Annotated in this window: 18 protein-coding genes and 2 pseudogenes; 5 read left to right on the forward strand and 15 right to left on the reverse strand. The window is 72.2% G+C overall.

The features are described 5' to 3' along the window. Positions 1–99: 99 nt before the first annotated feature. Together ABZ904_RS40300 and ABZ904_RS40305 are read left to right on the forward strand one after the other, a co-directional pair. Positions 100–303 (forward strand): annotated as a pseudogene (locus ABZ904_RS40300) (type VII secretion protein EccE); the annotation flags it as partial. A gap of 650 nt (positions 304–953) precedes the next feature. Next, positions 954–4,103, forward strand: a complete 3,150-nt coding sequence (locus tag ABZ904_RS40305; protein WP_360998581.1) for an SCO5717 family growth-regulating ATPase — start codon at positions 954–956, stop codon at positions 4,101–4,103. A gap of 128 nt (positions 4,104–4,231) precedes the next feature. Here ABZ904_RS40305 and ABZ904_RS40310 read toward each other — a convergent pair whose 3' ends face one another. The 9 genes from ABZ904_RS40310 to rimP form a co-directional block, all read right to left on the reverse strand. After that, a complete protein-coding gene (locus ABZ904_RS40310; RefSeq protein ID WP_359405682.1) occupies positions 4,232–5,185 on the reverse strand; it encodes a bifunctional riboflavin kinase/FAD synthetase in 954 nt (317 codons plus the stop codon). 179 nt (positions 5,186–5,364) lie between these two features. Continuing rightward, positions 5,365–8,982 (reverse strand): trypsin-like peptidase domain-containing protein, encoded by a 3,618-nt coding sequence (locus ABZ904_RS40315; protein WP_360998579.1) that lies wholly within the window; start codon positions 8,980–8,982, stop codon positions 5,365–5,367. Positions 8,983–9,207: 225 nt separating this feature from the next. Beyond that, on the reverse strand, positions 9,208–10,113 hold the full coding sequence (truB, locus tag ABZ904_RS40320; RefSeq protein WP_360998577.1) for a tRNA pseudouridine(55) synthase TruB: 906 nt from the start codon (positions 10,111–10,113) through the stop codon (positions 9,208–9,210). Beyond that, entirely contained in the window at positions 10,110–10,562 is a 453-nt protein-coding gene (gene rbfA / locus ABZ904_RS40325; protein WP_359405673.1) for a 30S ribosome-binding factor RbfA, read from the reverse strand. Before rbfA ends, truB begins: the two co-directional genes overlap by 4 nt. A 39-nt stretch (positions 10,563–10,601) precedes the next feature. Further along, on the reverse strand, positions 10,602–10,895 hold the full coding sequence (locus ABZ904_RS40330) for a DUF503 domain-containing protein (RefSeq protein ID WP_359405670.1): 294 nt from the start codon (positions 10,893–10,895) through the stop codon (positions 10,602–10,604). Positions 10,896–11,162: 267 nt separating this feature from the next. Further along, positions 11,163–14,270 carry a translation initiation factor IF-2 gene (gene infB, locus ABZ904_RS40335; protein ID WP_360998574.1) on the reverse strand — a complete coding sequence of 1,036 codons (3,108 nt, stop codon included), beginning with the start codon at positions 14,268–14,270 and terminating at the stop codon, positions 11,163–11,165. Positions 14,271–14,447: 177 nt separating this feature from the next. Continuing rightward, a complete protein-coding gene (locus ABZ904_RS40340) occupies positions 14,448–14,729 on the reverse strand; it encodes a YlxR family protein (RefSeq protein WP_359405664.1) in 282 nt (93 codons plus the stop codon). A gap of 127 nt (positions 14,730–14,856) precedes the next feature. Next, complete coding sequence (gene nusA, locus ABZ904_RS40345) at positions 14,857–15,852, reverse strand: transcription termination factor NusA (protein ID WP_359405661.1); 996 nt, start codon at positions 15,850–15,852, stop codon at positions 14,857–14,859. 2 nt (positions 15,853–15,854) lie between these two features. After that, positions 15,855–16,364 (reverse strand): ribosome maturation factor RimP, encoded by a 510-nt coding sequence (rimP, locus tag ABZ904_RS40350; protein WP_359405658.1) that lies wholly within the window; start codon positions 16,362–16,364, stop codon positions 15,855–15,857. A gap of 219 nt (positions 16,365–16,583) precedes the next feature. On the opposite strand from rimP, the gene ABZ904_RS40355 reads away from it, so the two are divergent. The 3 genes from ABZ904_RS40355 to ABZ904_RS40365 are packed head-to-tail and all read left to right on the forward strand — an operon-like array spanning position 16,584 to position 18,597. Next, positions 16,584–17,135, forward strand: a complete 552-nt coding sequence (locus tag ABZ904_RS40355; RefSeq protein ID WP_359405655.1) for a hypothetical protein — start codon at positions 16,584–16,586, stop codon at positions 17,133–17,135. Then, positions 17,132–17,638, forward strand: a complete 507-nt coding sequence (locus ABZ904_RS40360; protein ID WP_360998571.1) for a ferritin-like domain-containing protein — start codon at positions 17,132–17,134, stop codon at positions 17,636–17,638. Before ABZ904_RS40355 ends, ABZ904_RS40360 begins: the two co-directional genes overlap by 4 nt. A gap of 56 nt (positions 17,639–17,694) precedes the next feature. Further along, the gene (locus tag ABZ904_RS40365; RefSeq protein WP_361829089.1) at positions 17,695–18,597 is read left to right on the forward strand and encodes an aminoglycoside phosphotransferase family protein; all 903 of its coding nucleotides are present in this window, start codon (positions 17,695–17,697) and stop codon (positions 18,595–18,597) included. A gap of 794 nt (positions 18,598–19,391) precedes the next feature. On the opposite strand, the gene ABZ904_RS40370 is transcribed toward ABZ904_RS40365, so the two are convergent. The 6 genes and pseudogenes from ABZ904_RS40370 to ABZ904_RS40395 form a co-directional block, all read right to left on the reverse strand. Further along, complete coding sequence (locus ABZ904_RS40370) at positions 19,392–21,092, reverse strand: proline--tRNA ligase (RefSeq protein ID WP_359405643.1); 1,701 nt, start codon at positions 21,090–21,092, stop codon at positions 19,392–19,394. A 108-nt stretch (positions 21,093–21,200) separates the two neighbouring features. After that, positions 21,201–21,770: a GNAT family N-acetyltransferase gene (locus ABZ904_RS40375; protein ID WP_360998567.1), complete on the reverse strand. Its 570-nt coding sequence runs from the start codon at positions 21,768–21,770 to the stop codon at positions 21,201–21,203. Between the two features lie 97 nt (positions 21,771–21,867). Beyond that, positions 21,868–22,716, reverse strand: coding sequence for a GNAT family N-acetyltransferase (locus tag ABZ904_RS40380; protein WP_360998565.1), 849 nt, complete (start codon positions 22,714–22,716; stop codon positions 21,868–21,870). Beyond that, the gene (locus tag ABZ904_RS40385; RefSeq protein WP_361829092.1) at positions 22,676–24,280 is read right to left on the reverse strand and encodes an alpha-L-fucosidase; all 1,605 of its coding nucleotides are present in this window, start codon (positions 24,278–24,280) and stop codon (positions 22,676–22,678) included. Before ABZ904_RS40385 ends, ABZ904_RS40380 begins: the two co-directional genes overlap by 41 nt. Then, positions 24,178–24,627, reverse strand: coding sequence for a hypothetical protein (locus ABZ904_RS40390; protein WP_361829094.1), 450 nt, complete (start codon positions 24,625–24,627; stop codon positions 24,178–24,180). Before ABZ904_RS40390 ends, ABZ904_RS40385 begins: the two co-directional genes overlap by 103 nt. Before the next feature lie 167 nt (positions 24,628–24,794). Further along, a pseudogene (locus ABZ904_RS40395) lies at positions 24,795–24,947 on the reverse strand (4-hydroxy-3-methylbut-2-en-1-yl diphosphate synthase); the annotation flags it as partial.

Below are 24,947 nucleotides of genomic sequence, written 5' to 3' on the forward strand. Positions count from 1 at the left end.
GTTCCGGCGCCGGCCACCACGTCCAGTCTCACCCTGAGGCGCGGGGAGCGCCAAGAGGTGTCGCTCGCCGGTCCCCTGCGGGTGACCGGGCGCGGAGACGCGGTTCCGGCGCCGGCCACCACGTCCAGTCTCACCCTGAGGCGCGGGGAGCGCCAAGAGGTGTCGCTCGCCGGTCCCCTGCGGGTGACCGGGCGCGGCGACGACGAACTGGTCGCGGCGCGGCGGGCGTTGGAACACGCTGCCCGGCGGGCGGGCGCGGGGGGCGGTCGGCTCGACGGCGAGCAACTGCCTGGCATGCTCGCCGGGGACGACGGCGTCGTCATCGGCGTGGACGGTGAGTGCCAGTCCGCCGTGCTGGGCCTCAACCGGCCCACCCCTCAGTCCGGTCGCACCGCGGCTCGTGCGACAGGCGCGACCCGTCAGCATCCGGCGGGTTTCCCCGGACGAGGCGGAGGTGACAGGCCGCACGATGGCGTTCCCCCGGACGGACGTCGACGCGCTGCCCACACGGACGTCGACGCGCTGCCCACTCTGCAAGACGGACGCCGAGACCGGATTGTTGGGTACACCACGAAGAATGGGCTGAGTTGTGGCGGCCCTCGGTTGCAGGGGGCGCAACAACGGTCTGGCATGCGGTAGTTGCGACCGGTTCGCGCCAAGCTTTCGTCCGGTTTTGTTCGTCACTGACCTCCAGGTTGTAAATGCCCTTCGCCTGTACGCGGGTCACAGATGGTCAGGGTGTGACGCCACGGGAGGAGGTGCGGCCGATGACGGGCCTGCCGTGGGGGCGCCCCTGGTGATTAGGCTGGGTCGGGGCGCCCCACCAGAACCTGTGGCGGGCTGCCGGCGCCCCGGGGAATTGCCGGGCGGAATCGGACGGCGTCGGACGACTCCGCACAAAGAGCGGTCGCCCCAGCACGACATAAGGGTGCTCGACCACACCAGGAGGAACTGTGAACAGCGATCGGGACGGGATCCGCGGGGGCTGGGCTTCACCCGACGATGACCAGTCCGACGCCGAGTCCGCCGTTGAGATGACGGGCGAGTTCACCATCGACTACGCGCCACCCGCCTGGTACACGCAGAACGCGTCCGGGGGGTCGGCGGACACGTCGGCGGCGGTCGAGGAACCGCAGGCTCCAGCAACCCCCCATGCGCCCGCTCCTCAGGCTCCCGCCGCACCCGTTCCGCCCGCTCCGCAGGTTCTTCCCACCGCTCCGGTTCCGCCTGCGCAAGCGGCTGCTCCCGAGCCGGATGTGCCTGCAGCTCCGGCGGTGAACCCGGTCCCCGTGCAGAACGCCGCGTCCGGCGACGGATTCCCCGTGTGGACGCCGCCGACCGACGTGCCCACGGCCGGGCCCTCGAGTGGTGGGGACCCGGAGAGCGGCGACACGGTGAGGTTCTCGCCGACCGCGCTCAAGCACGAGTTCGACCAGCTGGCCGCCGCGAGCAAGGCGGCCGAGGGCGTCGGTTCCGATGCGACCGAGCCCGAGCGGCAGGGCGAAGCCGCCCAGGACAAGGGTGACTTCGAGCTGACCAAGCCCTCGGCGAACGCCTCCGCCGGGAGCACGCCGGGCTCCGGCGCCGGCGAGACGAGCGATGCTGCCGACGACGGGGGCTACGGGCCCGCTCCGGAGCCGGCAGGCGAGACCTCGGACGAACGGTCCGCTGACGCTGCGGCCTCCGGCGCGGCGACGAGCGAGGCCGCACCCGCGGCGCCCGTCGCCCCCGTTCCCGCCGACTCCGGCACCAGCGGCTCCCCCGCCTCGGACCTCCCGGCTTCAGAGGCCACCGCCGATGGCGACTCCGGTTCCGACGCCGCCCCCGACGAGGCGGACTCCGGCCACTCCGCGACGGGGCCCGCCGGCCCCGCCGGTGTCACGCCCACCGCCACCCAGGAGGCCGACGCGGCCTCGGAGTCGTCCGGGCACGTACAGCCGCCGCAGGGCTGGACCCCGCCGCCGGTGCCGCAGAGCACGGTTCCGCCGCTGCCGCCCGCCTACCAACCGGCAGCGCCCGGTCCGGCGGCGCAGTGGCCGGCCACGCACCAGCCCGCCCAGCCCGCCCAGGGGCAGCCGCCGGTGCCGCCCCAGCAGCAGCCCTTCCCGTCGCAGGCATCGCAGCCCGCTCCCACCGCCTGGAACCAGGCCCCGCCCAGCACGGGCGCCGACGCCCCGCCCGCGCAGCCCGGGTACGGATTCCCCCGGCTCGGAGTCCCGACTCCGCCGGCGCCCAACGCCTCCGCTGGACAGCCCGGTTACGGATTCCCGCAGCAGGGTGTTCCGGCAGGGCCTGCCTCCAACGCCCCTGCGCAGCCCGGTTACGGATTCCCGCAGCAAGGAGTTCCGGCTCCGCCTGCCCCCAACGCCCCTGTCGCGCAGCCCGGTTACGGATTCCCGCAACCGAGCGCTCCGGTACCGCAGCAGGGCGGCTACGGATTCCCGCAGCCCGACGCGCACGCCCCGGCGCCGCAGCCGCAGGCTCAATACCCCCAGACGCCGCAGCCTTACGCCACGGCCCCCGTGCCGAACCCCGCCGCCCCCCAGGGGTACGGATTCCCACCGCAGTCCGGGCCCAACTCCCCAGCCGAGGCCGGTGGTTACGGCTTCCCGCAGCCGCCCGCCCAGCCGCAGCCCCCGGTCGACCCGCGCGCCGGTGCCGCCTGGCCGCAGCCCGTGCAGCATGACCAGCGGCAGCAGACCAACCCCGGTGTGGCGCCCCTGGGTTACACGGCGGCGGTGGAGCTGTCCTCCGACCGGCTGATCAACAAGAAGCAGAAGACGAAGAGCAGCCGTCCGGTCGGCGGCGGTGGTCTGTTCAAACTCGGTGGCAAGAAGGAGGAGGCCGAGCGGCAGCGGAAGCTGGACCTGATCCGTACGCCGGTTCTGTCGTGCTACCGGATCGCCGTCATCAGCCTCAAGGGCGGGGTGGGCAAGACGACCACAACCACCGCGCTGGGCTCCACGCTCGCCACCGAGCGGCAGGACAAGATCCTCGCGATCGACGCCAACCCGGACGCGGGCACGCTCGGCCGCCGGGTCCGCCGCGAGACCGGCGCCACCATCCGCGATCTGGTCCAGGCGATCCCGTACCTCAACTCGTACATGGACATCCGGCGGTTCACCTCGCAGGCCCCGTCCGGCCTGGAGATCATCGCCAACGACGTCGACCCTGCCGTGTCCACGGCCTTCAACGACGAGGACTACCGGCGCGCGATCGACGTGCTGGGCAGGCAGTACCCGATCATCCTCACCGACTCCGGTACGGGTCTGCTCTACAGCGCCATGCGCGGGGTGCTCGACCTCGCCGACCAGCTCATCATCATCTCGACTCCGTCCGTCGACGGTGCGAGCAGCGCCAGTACGACGCTGGACTGGCTGTCGGCGCACGGGTACGCGGACCTCGTCGCGCGCTCCATCACCGTCATCTCCGGGGTCCGCGAGACCGGCAAGATGATCAAGGTGGAGGACATCGTCTCGCACTTCGAGACGCGGTGCCGCGGAGTCGTGGTCGTGCCGTTCGACGAGCACCTGGCCGCGGGTGCGGAGGTCGACCTGGACATGATGCGGCCGAAGGTCCGGGAGGCGTACTTCACGCTGGCTGCGATGGTCGCCGAGGACTTCGCGCGCCACCAGCAGTCGCACGGCCTGTGGACGTCGGACGGCAACCCTCCCCCGGTTGCGGCACCGCCGCTGCCTGGTCAGATGCCCGGACAGTTCGTGCCCGGACAGTACGCCCCGGGGCAGATCCCCGGACAGCCGGCGCCCGGCGGGATTCCCGGTCAACAGGTCCCAGGACAGCAGATTCCGGGACAGCAGATGCCCGGTCAGATTCCCGGTCAGCAGATCCCGGGGCAGCACATCCCCAGGCAGTCCGCCCCCGGCCATCCCGCGCCGGGTCAGGCTCCCCAGCCGCCCCACACCGCCCAGCCGTACCCGCAGCCGGGCCCGGCCCCCTACCCGTACCAGGGCGCCGACGCCGGGCAGCCGCAGCAGCCGGATCAGGGCGCTCAGCCCGAGCCCGGCCCGCCGTACCCGCCGGCTCAGCAGCCCCACCCGCCGCAGCCGGGCCAGACCCCGCCTCCGCCGCCGCCCCAGCCGTAGCAGCCGGTCCCCGAGGCGGGGACGCGACGGCAACGAAAACGGGGCGGCCCGTGTCTGAGACACGGGCCGCCCCGGCGTCAGAGCACCGCCCCGGTGGTCACAGGAGCGCGTGGTGCAGGTGGAGCGCGTCAGTCCGCGTCGTACGCCGCGATCAGAACCAGGCAGCGCTGCACGTCCTGCGCCATCTGCTCCAGAAGCCCTTCCAGCGAGTCGAACCGGGCCTGGCCGCGGACGAACGCCAGGAAGTCGACGGCGACGTGCAGTCCGTACAGATCCAGCCCCACGCGGTCGATGGCGTACGCCTCCACCGTCCGCTCGGTGCCGTCGAACTGCGGGTTCGTGCCGACGGAGATCGCGGCCGGCATCGCCTCGTCCCCCACGTGCAGCCAGCCGGCGTAGACGCCGTCGGCCGGGATCGCGGTGTGCGGCAGCGTCTCGACGTTGGCGGTCGGGAAGCCGAGGTCACGGCCGCGCTGGGCGCCTCGTACGACGACCCCCTCGACGCGGTGCGGGCGCCCGAGGATCTCGCGCGCCCCCTCGACGTCGCCCTCGGCGATCAGCCGCCGGGTCAGGGTGGAGGAGAAGGGCTGGCCCCCGCCCGCCTCACCGCTGACGTAGAGATCCACCACCTCGACCTCGAAGTCGTACGTCTTGCCCTGCTCGGCCAGGAATTCCACGTTTCCCGCGGCCTTGTGGCCGAAGCGGAAGTTCGGGCCCTCGACCACGGCCTTGGCGTGCAGCTTGTCCACCAGGACCTTGACCACGAAGTCGGCGGGCGAGAGCCGCGAGAATTCCGTGGTGAAGGGCAGGATGAGGACCGCGTCCACACCCAGTTCGGCCATCAGTTCGGCACGACGGTGGTGCGCGGCGAGCAGCGGCGGGTGGCTGCCCGGGCGCACGACCTCGCTGGGGTGCGGGTCGAAGGTGACGACGACCGAGGGAACGCCCAGCTCACGCGCGCGTTCCACGGCATGCCGGATGATCAGCTGGTGTCCGCGGTGGACTCCGTCGTAGGACCCGATGGTGACGACGCTGCGCCCCCAGTCCTGGGGGATGTCCTCCAAGCCACGCCAGCGCTGCACTGTGACCGCTCCTCGTCGAACCCATGTCCGTGTCTGCCTCGTACGCAGGTCTAAGGGTGCCATGCCGGGTGGCTTCGGCCAGCATCGGCATGGGCGCTGTGACAGTCGGCACGTGCCCCGCGGGGTCAGTGCCCGGTGAGCCCGGCGCCCGCACCGGGGAAGGACGGGGGCCGCAGCGGTCATACCCCGGACCGCACCGGTAGGGCCGGGACCTGCAGGCTCGCCAGGTTTTCGATCATGCGGCGGGTGTGCGGACCGACCAGGACGGCCCAGTCCGCCGAGTCGTCGGTCAGCCAATGGGCGACGACCCGGGCAAAGCCGGGGATATGCCGGGCGAGGTCGAACAGTTCGCAGTCGAAGCGCGCGGCGCCCTCCGGGGTGCGGGCCAGGACCAGGCCCGTCCGGTGGATCGCATGGCGTGCATGCTCCTGTCCGCCCCGGTGCACACCGTCGGCCGCCGCGCGCAGGGTCGCGTCGAGGACCGCGGGGTCCCGCTCCTGGCCGAGCAACAGGTCGAGCAGTTCGCGCCGCAGGGGGCGCGACTGTGCGTCGCCGGGCGCGGCCAGCACGCCGGCGAGCGCCGACCGCAGCTGTGGTGGGCCGCCGTCGAGCAGCCCGGCGACCAGCGGCAGCAGGAAGGCGCGGGCGGCGCGGTCACGGTCCAGACGCCCGCCGACATACGCCGCGACCTGGCTGCCCAGGTACCCGGACTCGCCGGAGCGGGCGAGTCCCGCGTCCGTGTCAGGACGCCGCGTCACGGTCTCGCGTACGAGGACGGCGACCGGGCCTGCGAGGGCGGGGGGCGCCGCATCGAGGAGGGTCCGCAGGGTCTGCCCGGCATCCGGCCCGCACCGCCACAGCCGGGTGCGGAACGCGGCGAGCACCGGCTCCGGATGCCCGGCCAGGGCGGTGGCCAGGACGCTCGCGGGCAGTTGCGGATCACCGGCCGTGAACCGCGCGAGGGCCTGCGGAAGGTACCGGGCGCGGGTCAGCGGATCCTGTACGAGGAGGGCGAGGGCTCCGCCGTGCACGGTGCAGTCGGCGGGGCGGGCGAGAAGGACGAGCGCGGCATGGCGCAGCAGCTCGCGGTCCGTCTCGACGCGCACGTGCGGGGCGACGCGGAGCCCGTGGGCCACCGCGGCCGTCCGTCGCACGGGCCGCCCGTCGTGCGCCCACCGGTCCACGGCCCGGCAGATAGCGGACGGTTCCTCCTCGGCGAGCGCGGCGAGCAGTTCGTCGCCGCGCCGGTGACCGCTGTCGACGAGCGCCTCGGCCAGCTCGTCGAGGGCGGCGCGCCGGTGGGTGTGCAGCAGGGCCTGCGCTGCTGTGGCGACGGTGGCGTGCGGGGTGGCGGGAAGCGGGCGCTCGTCGTCGAACCAGCGGGTGAGGTGACGCGGCACGGAGACGGGATCCGCGGCGAGCAGTCGCGCTACGGCGTCCAGGTACCGGGGGACGCCGGGCCGGCGGCCGTCGGCGGGACTGCCCGCGTCATGTCCTGTGCCGTACGCCTCGGCCGGCCGCGCGGGCTCGTCCGCAGCGACCAGCCTTCTCAGCAGGTCGAAGCGTTCCGCCTCCGGCACCCGCAGTGCTTCCCAGAACCACGGCCCGAACTCGCTGGGAACGCTCCGCTGCTGGGCCCGCCAGCGCACGATTCGGTCGGCGGTGAGACGCAGGACGTACAGGTACGGCGTCGCGTCCGGCAGGCGCAGGAGGGTGCCGGCCAGGAGGTTGGTCGCGCACAGGGCGGCCTCGTCAGGCGGAGCGGCACAGAGCGGCAGCAGCGCGTCCAGCGCATGCGCCAGGTCCTCGAGGCGGAGGGCCAGCTCCGCGTCGCCTTCCTCGCGGGCCAGCCGGAGCAGCGCCTGTACGACCGGGCCGACGCGGTGACGTGGCACGGGCAGGGTGCCGGCCGGGGCGGGCTGCCCATGCACGGTACGCGCGCGGCGCCGGGCGGCCGCCGTCGCCGTCAGCGAAGACGCGGGGTGCTCCCCCGCCCCCAGCGCGTGGGCGTGGACCAGGGCGTGCAGAGCGGCGTCCAGGTCGAGGTGCGTGCTCTGGAGCGAGTCGGCGGGTTCTTCGAGGGTGAGGTGGTGGTCGCCGCCCGCGGGGGCGGGCGGCCCCTCGGCGAGTACGGCGGAGGCCCGGCTTCCGGTCCCTCCGAACTGGGGCGACGGCGCGGCACCCGGGGCGAGGACGGACCCGCCGGTCGCGAGGGGCCGCAGACCCCGCGGGCAGGCCGGGCGAAGCACGGCTCCGGCCGGCTCGCACCCGGCCTCGGTCCTCCGCCCGTCCCCGACCGAACGGCCCCAGGTCACCACCGGCGTGTCCGCCGGCAGCATCGGCCACTCGGAAGGAGCCCTCCGCACGCCCGCAGGCACACCCCGCACGTCCGAAGGCCGAACCGACACGTCCGCAGCCGCCCTCCGCACATCCGCAAGCCGCGCCACCGCGTCCCCGGGCACCACCAGCTCGTCCGCACGCGGTTCCCGGTGCTGCACAGCCGGTTCCCGTCCCCACCGCCGACTCTCCGGCACCGCAATCAGAGGAGATCCCCGGTGCAGCATCTCCCCGGGGAACGCCGCGCCCACCCGCTCCCAGTACTCCGCCCCGCACCCCACGACAAGTCGTGCCCCCGTCTCGCGCAGCCAAGTGGCCGTGGCCGTCGCCCAGTCGGTGAACCGGGGGCCGGGGGCGGACGGCATCTGCTGCGGGGCGTCGAGGAGGAGCAGCAGCGGGCGCCCGGCGTCGCGTGCGACACGGGCCACACGCTCGAGACTTGGATGATCCGTCTCGCTCCCCTGGCCGGCCGGCCGGCAGCCGGCCGCCGTCACGAACCGTGCCGCCCGCTCCAGCGCCCGTGCGACCGCGTCGGCCAGGGAGGTGTCCGTGCCCATGAGGTCCGTTCCGCTCAGCCGGATCACGGGGACCGGCTCCGGCGCCCGGGACTGCTGTGCGGCGAGGCAGTCGAGTGCCGCCGTACGCGCGCCTCCGTGGGACCCGACGAGCCCGAGGACGGTGGCGCCGCCCTTCTCGAAGGCCGCGAACTCCCCGAGGACCACGGCGGATGAGAGGGATTCGGCGTCGTAGGACCGGCCCTGCGGTCCCGCTGCCGTGAGTTCCAGGACGCCGGCGAGGTTGAGGTCCGCCCCGTACGCGGGAACCGTTTCCGCGCTCCGCGCGAGCAGCCCCTCCAGCGGCCCGCCGGGACCGCGCAGGGGCGCCGCGAAGCCCGTCGTCCGGTGTTCCGTGTGCAGCGCGGTGCCGAGCACGGCCAATACGACTCCGGTCGCCGCGTCGAGTACGGGCCCGCCGGCCGCGCCCCCGCCCACGCGGAGCGCCTCGGTACCCGCCGTGCCGATCGCCAGCTCCAGTGCGGCTTCGAGGGGATGGGAGCCGTCCGCGGCCCGGTAGGTGACGGCGGTCGTGCCGAGCACGCGTGCCTCTCGCCAGCCGCCCGCGGCGATCCTGACGTATGTGCCGGTCTCGACGCGGTCCCGCGCCGTGACGGGGAGCGGGCGCAGATCGAGTCCCTCGGTGCGCACGAGGGCGAGTCCCGCGTGCGGCAGCGGGGTCACCTCATCGGCGCCCAGCACGCAGACGCGCTGGTCCGGCGCCTCCAGTACCAGCCGGTCCGCTCCGTCCACGACCTCGTGACCGGTGATCACCGTGCCGTCGTGGTCGACGGCGAACCCGATGCCGCGCGGGCGTCCCACCAGGTCGTAGAAGCGTGCGAGCACGGGACCCGCTCCGCGAGCTCCACCGCCGCCGTCCCGTGTCCGAGAGCCCCGTACCGCCATGCTGGAACCTCCCCGCCGTACCTGGATCCGACGGTAGGCCGACGAAGATCAGCGGGACAGATGCCATGGTGAACGCGCCCCCTTCCGCTCCCTTGGTTCACTCCGAGCGCCTGCTCAATGGGGTGAATGGACGACAGAGGATGGATACACCTCTGTGGGGGAACCGAGGGGGGACCCGTGGAGCGGCGGCGCGCATCCCCGTGCTCGCCGCTCCACGGGCCGGGCTCAGCCGAACACGGACAGGCTCTTCGCCTTCCCCTTGAGCTCCTCGACCAGCGCGACGAACCGGCCCTCGGGGGCGAACACGGCGACGGGACCGGCGCCCGCGTACTCGTCCGGCATCTCCAGGCGCACCCCGTTCGTGAGCAGCCGGGCCCGCTTGTCGTCCACGTCCCAGCGCGGGAACGCGGCCGCGGCGGCCTCGGCGATCGGCATCACCGTCAGCTTCTCCTGGAGCTGGTCCAGGGTGCGGGCGGCGTCCAGCTTGTAGGGCCCGACGCGGGTGCGCCGCAGTGCGGTGAGATGGCCTCCGACGCCGAGATCCGCGCCCAGATCCCGGGCCAGGGCCCGGATGTAGGTGCCCGAGGAGCAGACGACGGAGACGATCAGGTCCAGCGCCGGGGTGCCGTCCTCGGCGACCGCGTCCCGGACGTCGTAGACGGTGAAGGCGGAAACGGTGACGGGCCGGGCCGGGATGTCGAAGTCCTCGCCCTCGCGGGCCCGCTTGTAGGACCGCACGCCGTTGATCTTGATGGCGCTGACCTTGGACGGCACCTGCAGGATGTCACCGGTCAGCTTGGCGATCCCGGCGTCGATGGCGTCGCGGGTGACCCCGGAGGCGTCGGTGGAGGAGGTGATCTCCCCCTCGGCGTCGTCCGTGACGGTGTTCTGCCCGAGCCGGATGGTCCCGAGGTACTCCTTCTCGGTCAGCGCGAGGTGTCCGAGGAGCTTGGTGGCCTTCTCCACGCCGAGGACGAGCACGCCGGTCGCCATGGGGTCCAGCGTCCCCGCGTGGCCGACGCGCCGCGTCTTCGCGATCCCGCGCATCTTGGCCACGACGTCGTGGGAAGTGAAGCCCGACGGCTTGTCGACGATGACGAGGCCGTCGGGCGTGGTGTGCTGCTGGGTCATTCGGTGGTGTCGCCCGTCTCGTCCTCGGAGCCGGGCTTCTTGTAAGGATCGGCCTCACCGGCGTACGCGGCGCCGGTGGCCGCCTCGCGCACCTTCGCGTCGGAGGCGCGCGCCTTGTCCAGCAGGTCTTCGATGTTCCTGGCGGTGTCCGGGAGGGCATCGGCGACGAAGGCGAGGGTCGGCGTGAACTTCACACCGGCGGCCCGACCGACCTCGGAACGCAGAATGCCCTTGGCACTCTCCAGTCCGGCGGCCGCCGCGTTCCGCTCCTCCTCGTCCCCGTACACCGTGTAGAAGACGGTCGCCTCCCGCAGATCACCCGTCACCCGGGTGTCCGTGATGGTGACGTGCGAGCCGAGCCGCGGGTCCTTGATCCCGCGCTGCAGCTTCTGGGCCACCACCTCTCGGATGAGGTCCGCCAGCCTCTTCGCCCGCGCGTTGTCGGCCACTGGTCCGTCTCCCGTTCTTTCCTGATCTGTCTTCTCTGGTCAGTCGTCGTCGCCGTGGAGGCGCCGTCTGACGGACAGCAGCTCCACTTCGGGGCGTCCGGCGACCAGCCGCTCGCACCGGTCCAGTACGTCGTTCAGATGCCCCGCATCGCCGGAGACCATGGCAAGGCCGATGCCCGCCCGCCGGTAGAGCTCCATGTGATCCACCTCGGCCGCGCTCACCGCGAACTTCCGCTGGAGCTCGGCGACGATCGGGCGGACGACGGAGCGCTTCTCCTTCAGCGACCGCACGTCGCCGAGGAGCAGGTCGAAGGACAGAGTCCCCACGTACATGTGTGTGTCCGGATGACCCGCCGGTGCGGGATCGATGGCCCCGCCGTCCGTATGGGCAGGGACACGAAAACCGTACAACGAACACCGGATCGGCTCGACGGGGTTTTCCCCCGGTCACAGCCGTTCCGGCCGGGCCGCTCGGCCCGGCCCGCCCTTCATGCAGGACAGGCCGCCCGGGGCCCGGCGAAGCGCCGGGGGCCGCAGCCCCCGGCACACGGCACCGGCCGACGGGAACACGTCCCGTCGGCCGGTACTGGCCGATGGCTGTTACACCCGCGGCTTCTCGCGCATCTCGTACGTCGCGATGACGTCGTCGATCTTGATGTCGTTGAAGTTTCCGAGGTTGATACCACCCTCGAAGCCTTCGCGGATCTCGGTGACGTCGTCCTTGAAGCGACGCAGGCCCTCGATGTTGAGGTTCTCCGCGACGACCTTGCCGTCGCGGATGAGGCGCGCCTTGGTGTTGCGCTTGACCTCGCCCGACCGGATGAGCACACCCGCGATGTTGCCCAGCTTGGACGACTTGAAGACCTCGCGGATCTCCGCCGTACCGAGCTCGACCTCCTCGAACTCCGGCTTCAGCATGCCCTTCAGGGCCGCCTCGATCTCCTCGATCGCCTGGTAGATGACCGAGTAGTACCGGACGTCCACACCCTCGCGCTCGGCCATCTGCGCCGCGCGGCCTGCCGCGCGGACGTTGAAGCCGATCACGATGGCGTCGGAGCCCATCGCCAGGTCGATGTCGGACTCCGTGACCGCACCGACACCACGGTGCAGGACGCGGATGTCGACCTCTTCGCCGACGTCCAGCTGGAGCAGCGAGGACTCGAGAGCCTCGACCGAACCGGAAGCGTCACCCTTGATGATCAGGTTCAGCTGCTGGACCTCGCCGGCCTTGAGCACCTTGTCCAGGTCCTCGAGCGACACACGGCGCGTGCGCTTGGCGAACGCCGCGTTCCGCTCGCGGGCGGCACGCTTCTCCGCGATCTGGCGGGCCGTACGGTCCTCCTCGACCACGATGAAGTTGTCGCCGGCACCCGGGACGTTGGTCAGACCCAGGACCTGCACCGGCGTCGACGGGCCGGCCTCGGCCACGTTGTTGCCGTTGTCGTCGAGCATCGCCCGGACGCGGCCGTACGCGTCGCCGACCACCATCGTGTCGCCGACCCGCAGCGTGCCTCGCTGGACGAGGACCGTCGCCACGGCACCGCGGCCGCGGTCGAGACGGGACTCGATCGAGATGCCCTGCGCGTCCTGGTTCGGGTTGGCCCGCAGGTCCAGCGCCGCGTCGGCGGTCAGGACGACCGCCTCCAGGAGGCTGTCGATGTGCAGACCCTGCTTGGCGGAGATGTCGACGAACATCGTCTCGCCGCCGTACTCCTCGGCCACCAGGCCGTACTCGGTCAGCTGACCGCGCACCTTGGTCGGGTCCGCGCCCTCGACGTCGATCTTGTTGACCGCGACGACGATCGGCACGTCGGCCGCCTTGGCGTGGTTCAGGGCCTCGACCGTCTGCGGCATGACACCGTCGTTGGCCGCGACCACGAGGATCGCGATGTCGGTCGACTTCGCACCACGGGCACGCATGGCGGTGAACGCCTCGTGACCCGGGGTGTCGATGAAGGTGATCGCCCGGTCCTCGCCGTTGACCTCGGTCGCGACCTGGTAGGCACCGATGTGCTGGGTGATGCCACCGGCCTCGCCCGCGATGACGTTCGTCTTGCGGATGGCGTCGAGCAGACGGGTCTTACCGTGGTCGACGTGACCCATGACGGTGACGACCGGCGGACGGACCACCAGGTCCTCCTCGTCGCCCTCGTCCTCGCCGAACTCCAGGTCGAAGGACTCGAGCAGCTCGCGGTCCTCCTCCTCGGGGCTGACGATCTGAACCGTGTAGTTCATCTCGCCGGCGAGGAGCTGCAGCGTCTCGTCGGAGACGGACTGCGTGGCCGTGACCATCTCGCCCAGGTTCATCATGACCGCGACGAGGGACGCCGGGTTGGCGTTGATCTTCTCCGCGAAGTCGGTGAGCGACGCACCGCGCGACAGGCGAATGCTCTCACCGTTGCCGCGAGGCAGCATCACACCGCCGACCGACGGGGCCTGCATGGCCTCGTACTCCTGACGGCGCTGCCGCTTCGACTTGCGGCCACGACGCGCCGGACCGCCGGGACGGCCGAAGGCACCCTGCGTGCCACCACGACCGCCCGGACCACCGGGACGTCCACCGAAGCCGGGACGACCAGCGCCGCCACCGCCGAAGCCGCCGCCACCACCACCGGGACCGCCGCCACCGGGACGACCGGCGAAACCGCCGCCACCACCGGGACGACCGGCACCGCCGCCGGGACGGGCGAAGCCGCCACCGCCACCGGGACGACCGCCACCGCCGCCGGGACGACCGGCACCGGCCGGGCCGCGGCCGCCGCCACCGCCGGGACCGGGACGCGGTCCGGCAGCCGGACGCTGCGGCATCATGCCCGGGTTCGGACGCGGACCGGCGGGGCCGCCGCCGTGACCGCCGCCAGGACGGGGACCGCCCTGCGGGCGAGGCATACCGCCCGGGGTCGGACGGGGACCGCCGGGAGCCTGCGGACGCGGACCGCCGCCCGCACCCTGCGGCCGGGGACCGCCCTGGCCCGCACCCTGCGGACGCGGGGCGCCAGGGGCACCCGGGCCACCGGGACGGGGGCCACCGCCCGGCCGGGGCGCCTGCGGGCGCGCCATGCCGGTGGAGCCACCGGAGGTGAAGGGGTTGTTGCCCGGACGGGGACCCGCCTGACGGCCACCCGGACGAGCACCGGGAGCACCCGGACGCGGGCCACCGGGGCGAGCACCCTGGGCACCGCCCTGACCCTGACCCTGACCGGGCGCGGCCGGACGGCCACCAGGCTTCGGGGTACCGGGACCCGGACGGCCCGCAGGACGCGCGGCCGGGGCGGCCGGAGCCGCCGGAGGGGCCGTGAACTCGGGCGCACTGGGGGCAGGAGCCGCCGGAGCGGGCCGAGGCGCGGGCTTCGGGCCCGGGGTCGGACGCGGACCCGGCGCCGCCGGGGCCGGCGCCGCCGCGGCCGGAGCCGCGGGCCGCTCTGCAGCCGGCGGTTTGGGCGCCGCCGGGCGCGGGGCAGCCGGACGTGCGGCCTGCGCCGGGGACGGCGCGGCCGGCTTCGCCGATGCGGCCTTGCGCGAGGCGGCGGACTTTCCGCCACCGCCGTTGCCCTGCTGCAGGGCGTCAGTCAGCTTGCGTACTACAGGCGCCTCAATCGTGGAGGACGCCGAACGGACGAATTCACCGAGTTCCTGGAGCTTGGCCATGACGACCTTGCTCTCCACACCGAACTCCTTGGCGAGTTCGTAGACCCGGACCTTAGCCACTTCGCTCCTTTGAGGTCCGGGTTGCGGCCGGACCGTCGCTAGTTCATGGGCGTACTCATCGCGTACTCATCGAGTGCTCATCGCAATCTCGACCTGCTTTCGACTCGCGAGGTACCAGGGCCGCACGGGGTTCCATACGGCACTTCCAACGGTATTGCCTGCTCAGCAAGGTGCTGCTCAGCAACCTTCCGCCTGCTCGACGTACTGGCGCAACGCCTTTGTGTCGAGCGGTCCCGGGACGCGGAGCGCCCGTGGGAACGCCCGGCGGCGGACCGCCAGGTCGAAACAGGCCACGGCGGGGTGTACGTACGCACCCCGGCCGGGCAGCGTACCGCGAGGATCGGGGACACATTCGCCCCCGGTCACCACGGTGCGCAGCAGTTGGATCTTGGCCGCTCGCTCCCGGCACCCCACACAGGTGCGCTCAGGGCATGCGCGGGCATGCGTCCGGCCAGACACGCTTAAGTCTACCTCCCCGCACCGACCTCACCTCTTTGGGGCAAGAATCGAACAGTTGCTGCGCACGGAACTGTCGTGATCTCAGCGCAACCCGGCCGGGAGATATTCCCGGCCGAGGTCAGTCGCCTCAGTCGCGCCTCTCCGCGGGCTGCTCGGTGTCGGGCCGGATGTCGATCCGCCAGCCGGTCAGCCGGGCCGCCAGACGCGCGTTCTGCCCCTCTTTGCCGATCGCCAGCGACAGCTGGTAGTCGGGGACCGTCACCCGCGCCGAGCGGGCCGCGAGGTCCACGACCTCGACCTTGGAGACACGGGCCGGGGAGAGCGCGTTCGCCACCATCTCGGCCGGGTCGTCCGACCAGTCGACGATGTCGATCTTCTCGCCGTTGAGCTCCCCCATCACATTGCGCACACGGCCGCCCATGGGGCCGATGCACGCGCCCTTGGCGTTCAGACCCGAACGGGTGGACCGCACGGCGATCTTCGTACGGTGACCGGCCTCGCGGGCGATCGCGGCGATCTCGACGGAGCCGTCGGCGATCTCCGGCACCTCCAGCGCGAACAGTTTTTTCACCAGATTGGGGTGGGTCCGTGAAAGCGTCACTGACGGACCGCGCACGCCCTTGGCCACCCGGACGACGTACGACCGGATCCGCTTGCCGTGCTCGTACGTCTCGCCCGGCGCCTGCTCCTGCACCGGCAGGATGGCCTCCAGCTTGCCGATGTCCACGAGCACGTTCTTCGGGTCGCGGCCCTGCTGGACCACACCGGTGACGATGTCGCCCTCGCGCCCCGCGTACTCGCCGAGCGTCGCGTCGTCCTCGGCGTCGCGCAGGCGCTGCAGGATGACCTGCTTGGCGGTGGTGGCGGCGATACGGCCGAAGCCCGACGGGGTGTCGTCGAACTCGCGGGGCTCCTGCCCCTCCTCGAGGTCCTCGAGGTCCTCCTTCGCCCACACGGTCACATGGCCGGTCTCCCGGTTGAGCTCCACGCGCGCGTGCCGGCGGCTTCCCTCCGTGCGGTGGTAGGCGATGAGGAGGGCCGACTCGATCGCCTCGACCAGCAGGTCGAAGGAGATCTCCTTCTCCCGCACCAAGCCCCGCAGGGCACTCATGTCGATGTCCACAGCTACGCCTCCTCTTCTTCTTTCATGTCGCTGTCGTCCTTGCGGCTGAACTCGACCTGGACGCGCGCCTTGACGATGTCCGGGAAGCCGAGTCTGCGCGTGGTGGCCTTGCGGCCCTTGACACCGGGCACCTCGAGGTCGACGCCCTCGTCGTCGACCTGCAGGATTCTGGCGACCAGCTCGCCGCCCTCGGCCAGCTGGAACTTCACCAGCCGGCCCGCGGCCCGCTCGTAGTGCCGGTGTTCCGTGAGGAGGCGCTCCGCGCCCGGCGTTCCGACCTCGAGGGTGTACTCGCCCTCGCCCATCGCGTCCGCCTCGTCGAGCTTCGCCGAGAGCACACGGCTCACATCGGCGATCCGGTCCAGATCGGCACCGGTGTCGGAGTCGACGACGACACGCAGCACCCGCTTGCGCCCGACCGAGTCCACCGCGATCTCCTCGAGATCGAGTCCCTGGGAGTTGACGAGCGGCTCCAGCAGTTCTCGCAGCCTCTCGCTCTGGGTGGTGCTCATCCGGGTGACTCCTCGGCCGCGTGTGCTGTTGTGGGTTGGTCGCGTGTCAGGTCAAAGGGTATCCGGTCGCGGGGAGTGTTGCCGTCCACCTGGGCCATGGGCAGGGGCCCCGGGCGTGAACGGCCGAGCCGATGGCGAGAGCCGGGGCGGCACCCGGGTACCGTGATCACGGGCGAGTCGCCCATCCGTTCGTCAACTCGCCTCTCGAGGACGTCTGCCGTGCCGTTCCCCCCGCACCCGCGCATCCCCCTGCGCAGACGAAGCCTGCTCGTCTCGGCCGCGGGCGCCACGCTGCTCGCGGGCTGCTCCAGCGCCCCCGACTCGACCGTCACCGGGGGCGGCACCATCTCGGTCGCCGACAAGGTACGGGCACGTGCTGCCCGCGACAGCGAGACGCTGGCCGACCGGTACACCGCGGTGATCGCCGCCCATCCGGCGCTTGCGGCGCGGCTGCAGCCGCTGCGCACGGCTGTCGTCCAGCATGCGCAGGCGTTCGGCGGCGGTTCGGGCGCCTCGGCCTCCCCCTCGGTGCCGGTGTCGCCCTCCCCCTCGATGTCCCCTCCGGTCTCCGCGTCGGCCTCACCCACCCCCTCTCCCGTAGCCGCGGATCCCAAGACCGCCCTCGCAGGCCTGGCCGCGGCCGAGCTCACGCTGGCCGACCAGCGGGCCAAGGCACTGCTGGAGGTACCGGGTGAGCTGGCACGGCTGATGGCGTCCGTGGCGGCGGCCGGCGCAGCGCACGCGTATCTGCTGACGGAGGCCGCGAAGTGAGTACGACAAGCAGCACACCGGGCACGCACACCGGCACGCCGGACTCCGCGGACGGCGAACTCACAGCACTGCGGGCAGCCCTGCGCGCCGAACACGCGGCGGTCTACGGCTACGGCGTCGTCGGCGGGCTGATCGAGCGGGCCCGGCGGCAGGAGGCGCAGTCCGCCTACGACGCCCACCGGGCGCGACGGGACGAACTGACCCGGGCCGTGCGGGACCTGGGCGGCACACCGGACGCCGCCGCGGCCGGCTACGCGCTGCCCTTCCGGGTCCCGGACTCCGCCGCCGCCGTACGGCTCGCCGCCGAGTTGGAGGCGAGGCTGGCGGGGGTGTACTCCGATCTCGTCCGGGCCTCGACGGGCACCAGGCGGGGCTTCGCCGCCGGGGCGCTGCGGGAGGCGGCGGTGCGGGCGGTGCGCTGGAGCGGCGAGAGCGTAGCCTTCCCAGGTCTCGCCGAGCGGGCGGCTACCGCCCCCACCGCGTCGGCGACGTCACGGACTTGAGGCGTACGCGCACACCACGCGCGTGCGAAGCGGACCTGGAAGGGAAGTACTCGCGCATGGCTTTCGAACCGCCGCAGCGCCTCGTACGGGCGCTCGGCGAGGCAATGCCGGACGGCGGCGCCGAGTGGCTGGACAAGCTCTCCGGGCTGGCCCGGCAGGCCGTGGATCTACGCGAGTTGACCGTCGAGCGGGTGCAGGCACCGGGCGGCCGCAGCAGTCTGGTCCTGCTGGTGCGGCAGGCCGACGGCACGCCCGCCGTACTGAAGCTGGCGCCGCCGCGGGCCCGGCCCGAGAGCGAGTGCGCCGCGCTCGCGCACTGGGGCGGGCTCGGCGCAGTGCGGCTCCTGGACGCGGACCCGGCGCTGGGCGTCCTGCTGCTCGAGCGGCTGCATCCGGAGATGTCCGTACGGTCGCTGCCGGAGGCCAAGGCCCTGCTGGAGGCCGCGGGGACGCTGCGCCGGCTGTGGGTGGAGCCGCCCGCCGGTCACTCCTTCGAGACGGTGGCCGCCCGCACCGAGCGGCAGGCCGAGGCGATGCGGGTGGGAGCGGAGACGGACCCCGAGGTGGCGCCCCTGGTGGACGCGGCGCTGGTGGCCCGGGAGAACCTGCTCGCCACCCCGCCCGGCGAACGGTTGCTGCACGGCACCTTCCGGCAGAGCAAGGTGCTCGCCGGAGAGCGGATGCCGTGGCTCGCCGTGGGCCCGGACCCGGTGGTCGGCGAGTGCGCCTTCGACCTGGCGCGGCTGGTGCGCGACCGGGTGGAGGACCTGATCGCGGCACCCTCCGGCGCGTCGATCACTCGCCGCCGGGTGAAACGGCTCGCGGAGTCGCTGGACCTCGACCAGGAGCGGCTGCGCGGCTGGACGCTGTTCCGGGCGGTCGAGTCCGGGGTGCGGGCCCGCCGGGTCGGCCGGGACCAGGACGCGGAACTGCTGCTGGAGTTCGCGAGCTGGCTGTGACCAGCCCGTCGCACATCACCCGGACGTGTGAGCCCAGGACCGAGGGGTCCACAGCCGCGGGCCGTCGTGGCCGGCGACAGGACCCCACGACGGAGCCGCAGCACGGCAGCGGGCGATGCGATGGCCTGTCATACGGCGCCGCACACCCCGAGCCGGGAGCTGCGCAGCGGCCCTCGGTAGCGGCGGCACTCGGCCGTCGGCCCCGGAACAGCCGACAGTCGCCGGACCACGGCGGCGGAGCCGTAGCCCGCAGCGCGCAGTGCCGTACGACGCCCCACACCCCGAGCCGGGAGCTGCGCAGCGGCCCTCGGCAGCGGCGGCACTCGACCGTCGGCCCCGGAACAACCGACGGTCGCCGACCGGACCACAGCGGAGCCACAGCCCGGCAGCGCGCGGTGCGATAGCCAGCCGCACGGCACCCCCACACCCCGAGCCGGGAGCGACGCAGCGGCACTCAGCACCGGCGGCACTCGGCCGTCGGCCCCGGAACAGCCGACAGTCGCCGGACCACGGCGGCGGAGCCGTAGCCCGCAGCGCGTAGTGCCGTACGACGCCCCACACCCCGAGCTCGGTGCTACGCAGCGGCACTCAGCACCGGCCCGTGGACAACCGACGGCCGCCGATCCGACCATGGCAGCGAAGCCGGAGCCCGACAGCGCGCAGTGCGATGGCCGGCCGAACGACACCCGCACACCCGGGTCGGGAGCTTCGCAGCGGCAGGACTCGGTATCGGCCCCGGAACAGCCGATGGCCGCCGGTCGGTGACCGGCGGCCATCGTGTCGGGCGATGAGGCTCAGGCCGTCAGGCGGGCGATCGCCTCGTCCACCGTCAGTTCCTCGCGCTCGCCCGTCTTGCGGTCCTTGAGCTCCAGGACGCCCTCGGCGGAGCGGCGGCCCGCCACCAGGATCTGAGGCACGCCGATCAGTTCGGCGTCCGTGAACTTCACGCCCGGCGAGACACCCGCACGGTCGTCCACCAGCACCCGGAGACCGGCCTCGGCCAGCTTCTGGGAGACGTCGAGGGCCAGCTCGGTCTGCAGGGCCTTGCCCGCCGCCACGACGTGCACATCGGCCGGGGCGACCTCCTTGGGCCAGCACAGCCCCTGCTCGTCGGCGGTCTGCTCGGCGAGCGCGGCGACCGCGCGGGAGACACCGATGCCGTAGGAGCCCATGGTCACCCGGACCGGCTTGCCGTTCTGGCCGAGGACGTCGAGCTTGAGGGCGTCGGCGTACTTGCGGCCCAGCTGGAAGATGTGGCCGATCTCGATCGCGCGGTCGAGCTTGAGCCCGGTTCCGCACTTCGGGCACGGGTCGCCCTCCTGGACCACCACGACGTCGACGTACGCGTCGACCTCGAAGTCGCGGCCCGCGACCACGTTCTTCGCGTGCATGCCCTCCTTGTTGGCACCGGTGATCCAGGAGGTGCCCGGGGCCACGCGCGGGTCGGCGATGTAGGTGACCTTCTCCAGGCCCTGGGGGCCGACGTAGCCGCGGACCAGGTCCGGCCGGCCGGCGAAGTCCGTCTCGGTGACCATCTCGACGACCGCCGGGGCGAAGTGCGCCTCGACCTTGTCGATGTCGACCTCGCGGTCGCCGGGGACGCCCACGGCGACGATCTCGCCGTCGACCTTGACGAGCAGGTTCTTCAGGGTGTCGGAGGCCTGGACGCCGAGGGAGGCGGCGAGGGTCTCGATGGTCGGGGTGTCCGGGGTCGGAATCTCCTCGAGGGCGGGCACCTCTGCCGCGTCCACCGGCTTCAGCTCGTAGGTGATCGCCTCGGTGTTGGCGGCGAAGTCACAGTTCGGGCAGTCCGCGAAGGTGTCCTCGCCGGCGTCGGCCGGGGCGAGGAACTCCTCGGACTTGGAGCCGCCCATCGCGCCGGCGGTCGCGGCGCAGATCCGGTAGTCGAGGCCCAGGCGCTCGAAGACGCGCTGGTAGGCCTGGCGGTGCAGGGCGTAGGACTGGGCGAGGCCCTCGTCCTCGAGGTCGAAGGAGTACGAGTCCTTCATCAGGAATTCCCGGCCGCGCAGGATGCCCGCACGGGGCCGGGCCTCGTCCCGGAACTTGGTCTGGATCTGGTAGAGGATCACCGGCAGGTCCTTGTACGAGGACGCCTGGTCCTTCACGAGCAGCGTGAAGATCTCCTCGTGGGTCGGGCCCAGCAGGTAGTCGCCGCCCTTGCGGTCCTTCAGGCGGAACAGCTCGGCGCCGTACTCGTCCCAGCGGCCCGTCGCCTCGTACGGCTCCCGGGGCAGCAGCGCGGGCAGCAGCACCTCCTGGGCGCCGATGGCGTCCATCTCCTCGCGGACGACCCGCTCCACATTGGCGAGGACCTTCTTGCCGAGCGGCAGCCAGGTCCACACCCCCGCGGCGGTGCGGCGGACGTAACCGGCGCGGACCAGCAGTTTGTGGCTGAGGACCTCGGCGTCGGCCGGGTCGTCGCGCAGCGTCTTCGCCATCAACTGGGACATGCGCTGGACCGGTGCGTTCGCCATGATTTCTCGACTCCTGCTGATGGGGGTCCCCCCGCCCGAGCGCAGCCGAGAGCGAGGGAGGGTGATGGCTAGGAGGTTAACCGGGCAGCAGGGGCGGGCGGAAATTCGTCAGCGTCGGCGCAGCGGCAGCGGGGCGCCCATCACGGCGTACGGCTTCGGGGCGCTGGGGAAGATCACCCGCCGGGCGAGGTCCTCATAGCCCAGCGAGCGGTACAGCCCGCGGGCCGGGCTCTCGGTGTCGATCGCCGACAGGATCGAGCGGGGCTGCTCCGCGCCGTCGGTGATGATGGTGATCAGTGCCCGGCCGATGCCCCGGTTCTGGTGGTGCGGGTGCACATGCAGCTCGGTGATCACGAACGAGTCGTCGAGCCACCCGGCGTTCCCCTGGGCCCGCAGATACGGCTCGACGACCGTGGACCACCAGTGCGTCCGGTCGTTGGGCATGCCGTAGACGAATCCGACGAGCCGTCCACCGGCGGTGGTGGCGCCGAGCGCCCGGGCCCCGGGGTAGCCCATGTGCCGCAGCACGATCTGACGGCGTACGGCGATCTCGTCGGCGCCCAGCCCGAACGCCACGGCCTGTACGGCGAGCGCCTCGTCGACGCGGGCGGACAGGTCCAGGGGGCCGATCACGACGTCTTCGGGGTCGCGGCGACCGTGACCGGGGAAGCGCAGCATGCGGGGAGCCTACAGGGGGGTGCGAACCGCCCTCCGGGCGACGGTCGCGGGTGGCCGGTCGCACGGTCCCCGGTGCCGCCGCTCCAGCAGCGGCCGCTCAGAACAGCACGCTCATGAACGCGCCGACCTCCTGGAAGCCCACCCTCCGGTACGTCCGGCGCGCGGCGGTGTTGAAGTCGTTGACGTACAGGCTCACCGTCGGGGCCACGTCCGCCAGCGCGAAGCGCAGCACCGCCGCCATGCCGGGGGCCGCGAGTCCCTGGCCGCGGTACTCGGGAGCTACCCACACGCCCTGGATCTGGCAGGCCTGCGAGGTGGCCGCACCGATCTCCGCCTTGAAGATGACCTTGCCGTCGTCGTCGAGGCGGGCGAACGAGCGTCCGGAGCCGACGAGTTCGGCCACCCGGGCCTGGTAGAGCAGCCCGCCGTCGGCTGCCAGCGGTGAGACGCCGACCTCCTCGGTGAACATCGCGACGCAGGCCGGCATGATCGTCTCCATCTCGTCCTTGCGGATGCGACGGACGTACGGATCCGGGGTGATGCCGGACGGCATGCGGTCCGTGACCATGAGTGGCTGGTGTCCGCGGATCTCACGGGCCGGGCCCCAGCTGGGTTCGAGGAGTCGCCACAGCAGGGCGGTGGACTCGGCGGGCCCGACGATGGAGGAGCAGCGGCGGCCGGCCCGCCGGGCGCGGTCGGCGAAGGCCCGCACCGCGCGGGGACTCGCACAGATCGGGACGAGGTTGGCGCCCGCGTAGCACAGCGAGGTGAGCATGCCGTCCTCGTACCAGCCCCACATCTCGCCGCCCAGGCGCCAGGGATCCAGGCCGGCGACCTGGACACGCGACGTCACGAAGGCGTTCGCGACCGGCTCGCGGTCGAGGACGGCGAGCGCGGCGTCCAGGTCACTCGGTTCGAGGACCCGTGTGGTGGTCTGCGTCAACAAGTGCGGGAGCCTCACCCTGGGGTCTGCTGATCTCCGCACTGTACCTGGCGCGCTTGAGCCGCGCCGCCCGGTCTCCCGTCCCACGGGCGGCGCGGGCTGACCGCTGGGTCAGCCGTGGCCCGAGGGACGGCCGTAGCCGACCTGGATCTCGTCGATTCTCAGCTGCCGGTAGAAGGCGGGAACGGTGGGCGCCGCCCAGGTCGTCGGCACGTCGAGCTTGATGTACCGGGTGCTCACAGATGCGCCGAGGTCGTTGAAGCGGACCCCTCTGGCGCTCCAGGACACCGGCCTTGACATCACTCCACGTATGACCGTCACCACTCACGGAAACCGTGTAGTCCTTGATCCTTGCGGAGTCCTCCTTCCTGCCGAAGGTCTCCCTGTTGCAGGTGGGCGACCACTCGCGCTGGTTGACCGCGAGGAAGGCGGCCTTGCGGATCCGGCCCAGGTCCAGGGTGTAACTCGCTGGCAGAGCGCCCCGGTTGTCGGTGTAGGTCGTGAAGTCGCCGTCGGTGAGCGCCGGTTCGCTCGCCCTGACCGTGCCGGTGGGATACACGCCCTCGCGCCGAGGTGCGGTCCGCACCTTGAGGACGGTGTCGTACGGGTCCCAGCCGGTGATCCCGCTGACGGTGAGGGTCCCGTCCCGCTGGTCGAAGTGGAGCCGCTTGCCGGTGCGCAGGTCGGTGACGCGCTCGATCCGGTAGCCGTTGTCGCGGACCCGGATCTCGTCGCCGCTCACCGGTGCGGTGGTGATGTGCATGTACTGGGTCGTGCGGTGGGCCCGGCTGACGGTGATGTAGCCGTACGCGCCGTCGTTCCAGGCACCGGGCTGCATCCCGCCGTGGAGGAAGCCGCCCGCGTCGACGCCGTGCAGGGACTCCCAGATGGGCGGGAGGTAGTCCCTCACCAGGTCGGTGAACTGCTCCTGTTTCGGCGGGAATCTGCCGTTCACCATGGCGGTGAAGTCCATGAGGGACCTGATGGAGTTGCCCGCGTCGGCGATGTACCGGTCGACGTTGAGCGCGGTGGAGACGGGCCGGTCCTGGCCCTCGTACCACCAACTGCCGGTGTCCGGGACCTTGTAGCAGGACTCGGTCAGCCGCGGCAGCGGGGTCCAGATCGCCGACGGCTGATCGTAGGGCGGGGTCATCCCGGTCTTCTGCTCGTGGGACACCATGTCCATGATCGGGGTGTCCTCGTTGTTGTTGCTCAGGGTCATGTCCGGGCGCAGCTCGCGGATCTGCTCGTAGAGCCGGTGCTGTTCCCAGTACTCGTTGTCGTTGTCGATCCAGAACCCGGCGAGTTTCGGGTAGTCGGCCATGACCTCGAAGAAGTTGTCGTACGAGAACTCACCGAAGCCCTGACGGGTCGTGAGGTCGACGTCATGCCCCTTGTAGGGGGAGTAGGCGGCCGAGTCGAGGGCCTCGATGCCCTGCTCGCCGTGCCACTGAGGGTCGTCGGTCATATAGAGGATGACCTTGATGCCCTTGGCGTCGGCGGCATGGATGAGTTCGCCGAGGATGTCGCGCCGGGTGGAGCAGGAGCCGGGATCTTCGAGGGCCAGGGGCGAGCGTAGCCGAGACGGGAGTGGAAGGTGGCGAGCACGATATGGCTCGCGCGGATCTTGCGGGCCTCGTCCACCCAGTAGCCGGGGTTCCAGCCGCCGTCGGTGGCGGCCTTCTCCCACTCGGCACAGTCGTGGTGCTTGGGCGCGGTGAACATGTCCCAGTGCAGGAAGAGCCCCGCCGTGGCGTTCCGGAGCATGGTCTGCCGCGGCGGATACGGCTGCCCGCCCGCCGGCGCCGTGGGCGTGAGGGCGGCGGAGGCCGTGGAGGCGGGTGCGGCAAGGAGGAGTCCGGCGAGCAGGGAAAGGAGCCCGGCCCAGAGGGCCAGAAGTCTGCGGCTTCTCATACGGTCACCGTCATCCGACGTCTGTGCGGGTCTGTGCGCATCTCGTGAGACAGAAGGGCCGTGCGCTCCACAAGGTGCCGCCATACATCGGAGCTGTCAACGGAACACGTACGCCCCGTCACACACCGTGTGACGGGGCGCAGGTGACGCGGGGAAGGAAGCGGGACTCAGCCGGCCACGGAGACCGAGGGCTCGCCGGACGCCGCGCCGTCCTTCTCCATCTGTTCGGCGAGCTTCATCGCCTCTTCGATGAGCGTCTCCACGATCTTCGACTCCGGCACGGTCTTGATGACCTCGCCCTTGACGAAGATCTGGCCCTT

This window comes from Streptomyces sp. NPDC046900 (assembly GCF_040644975.1).
GTDB lineage: Bacteria > Actinomycetota > Actinomycetes > Streptomycetales > Streptomycetaceae > Streptomyces.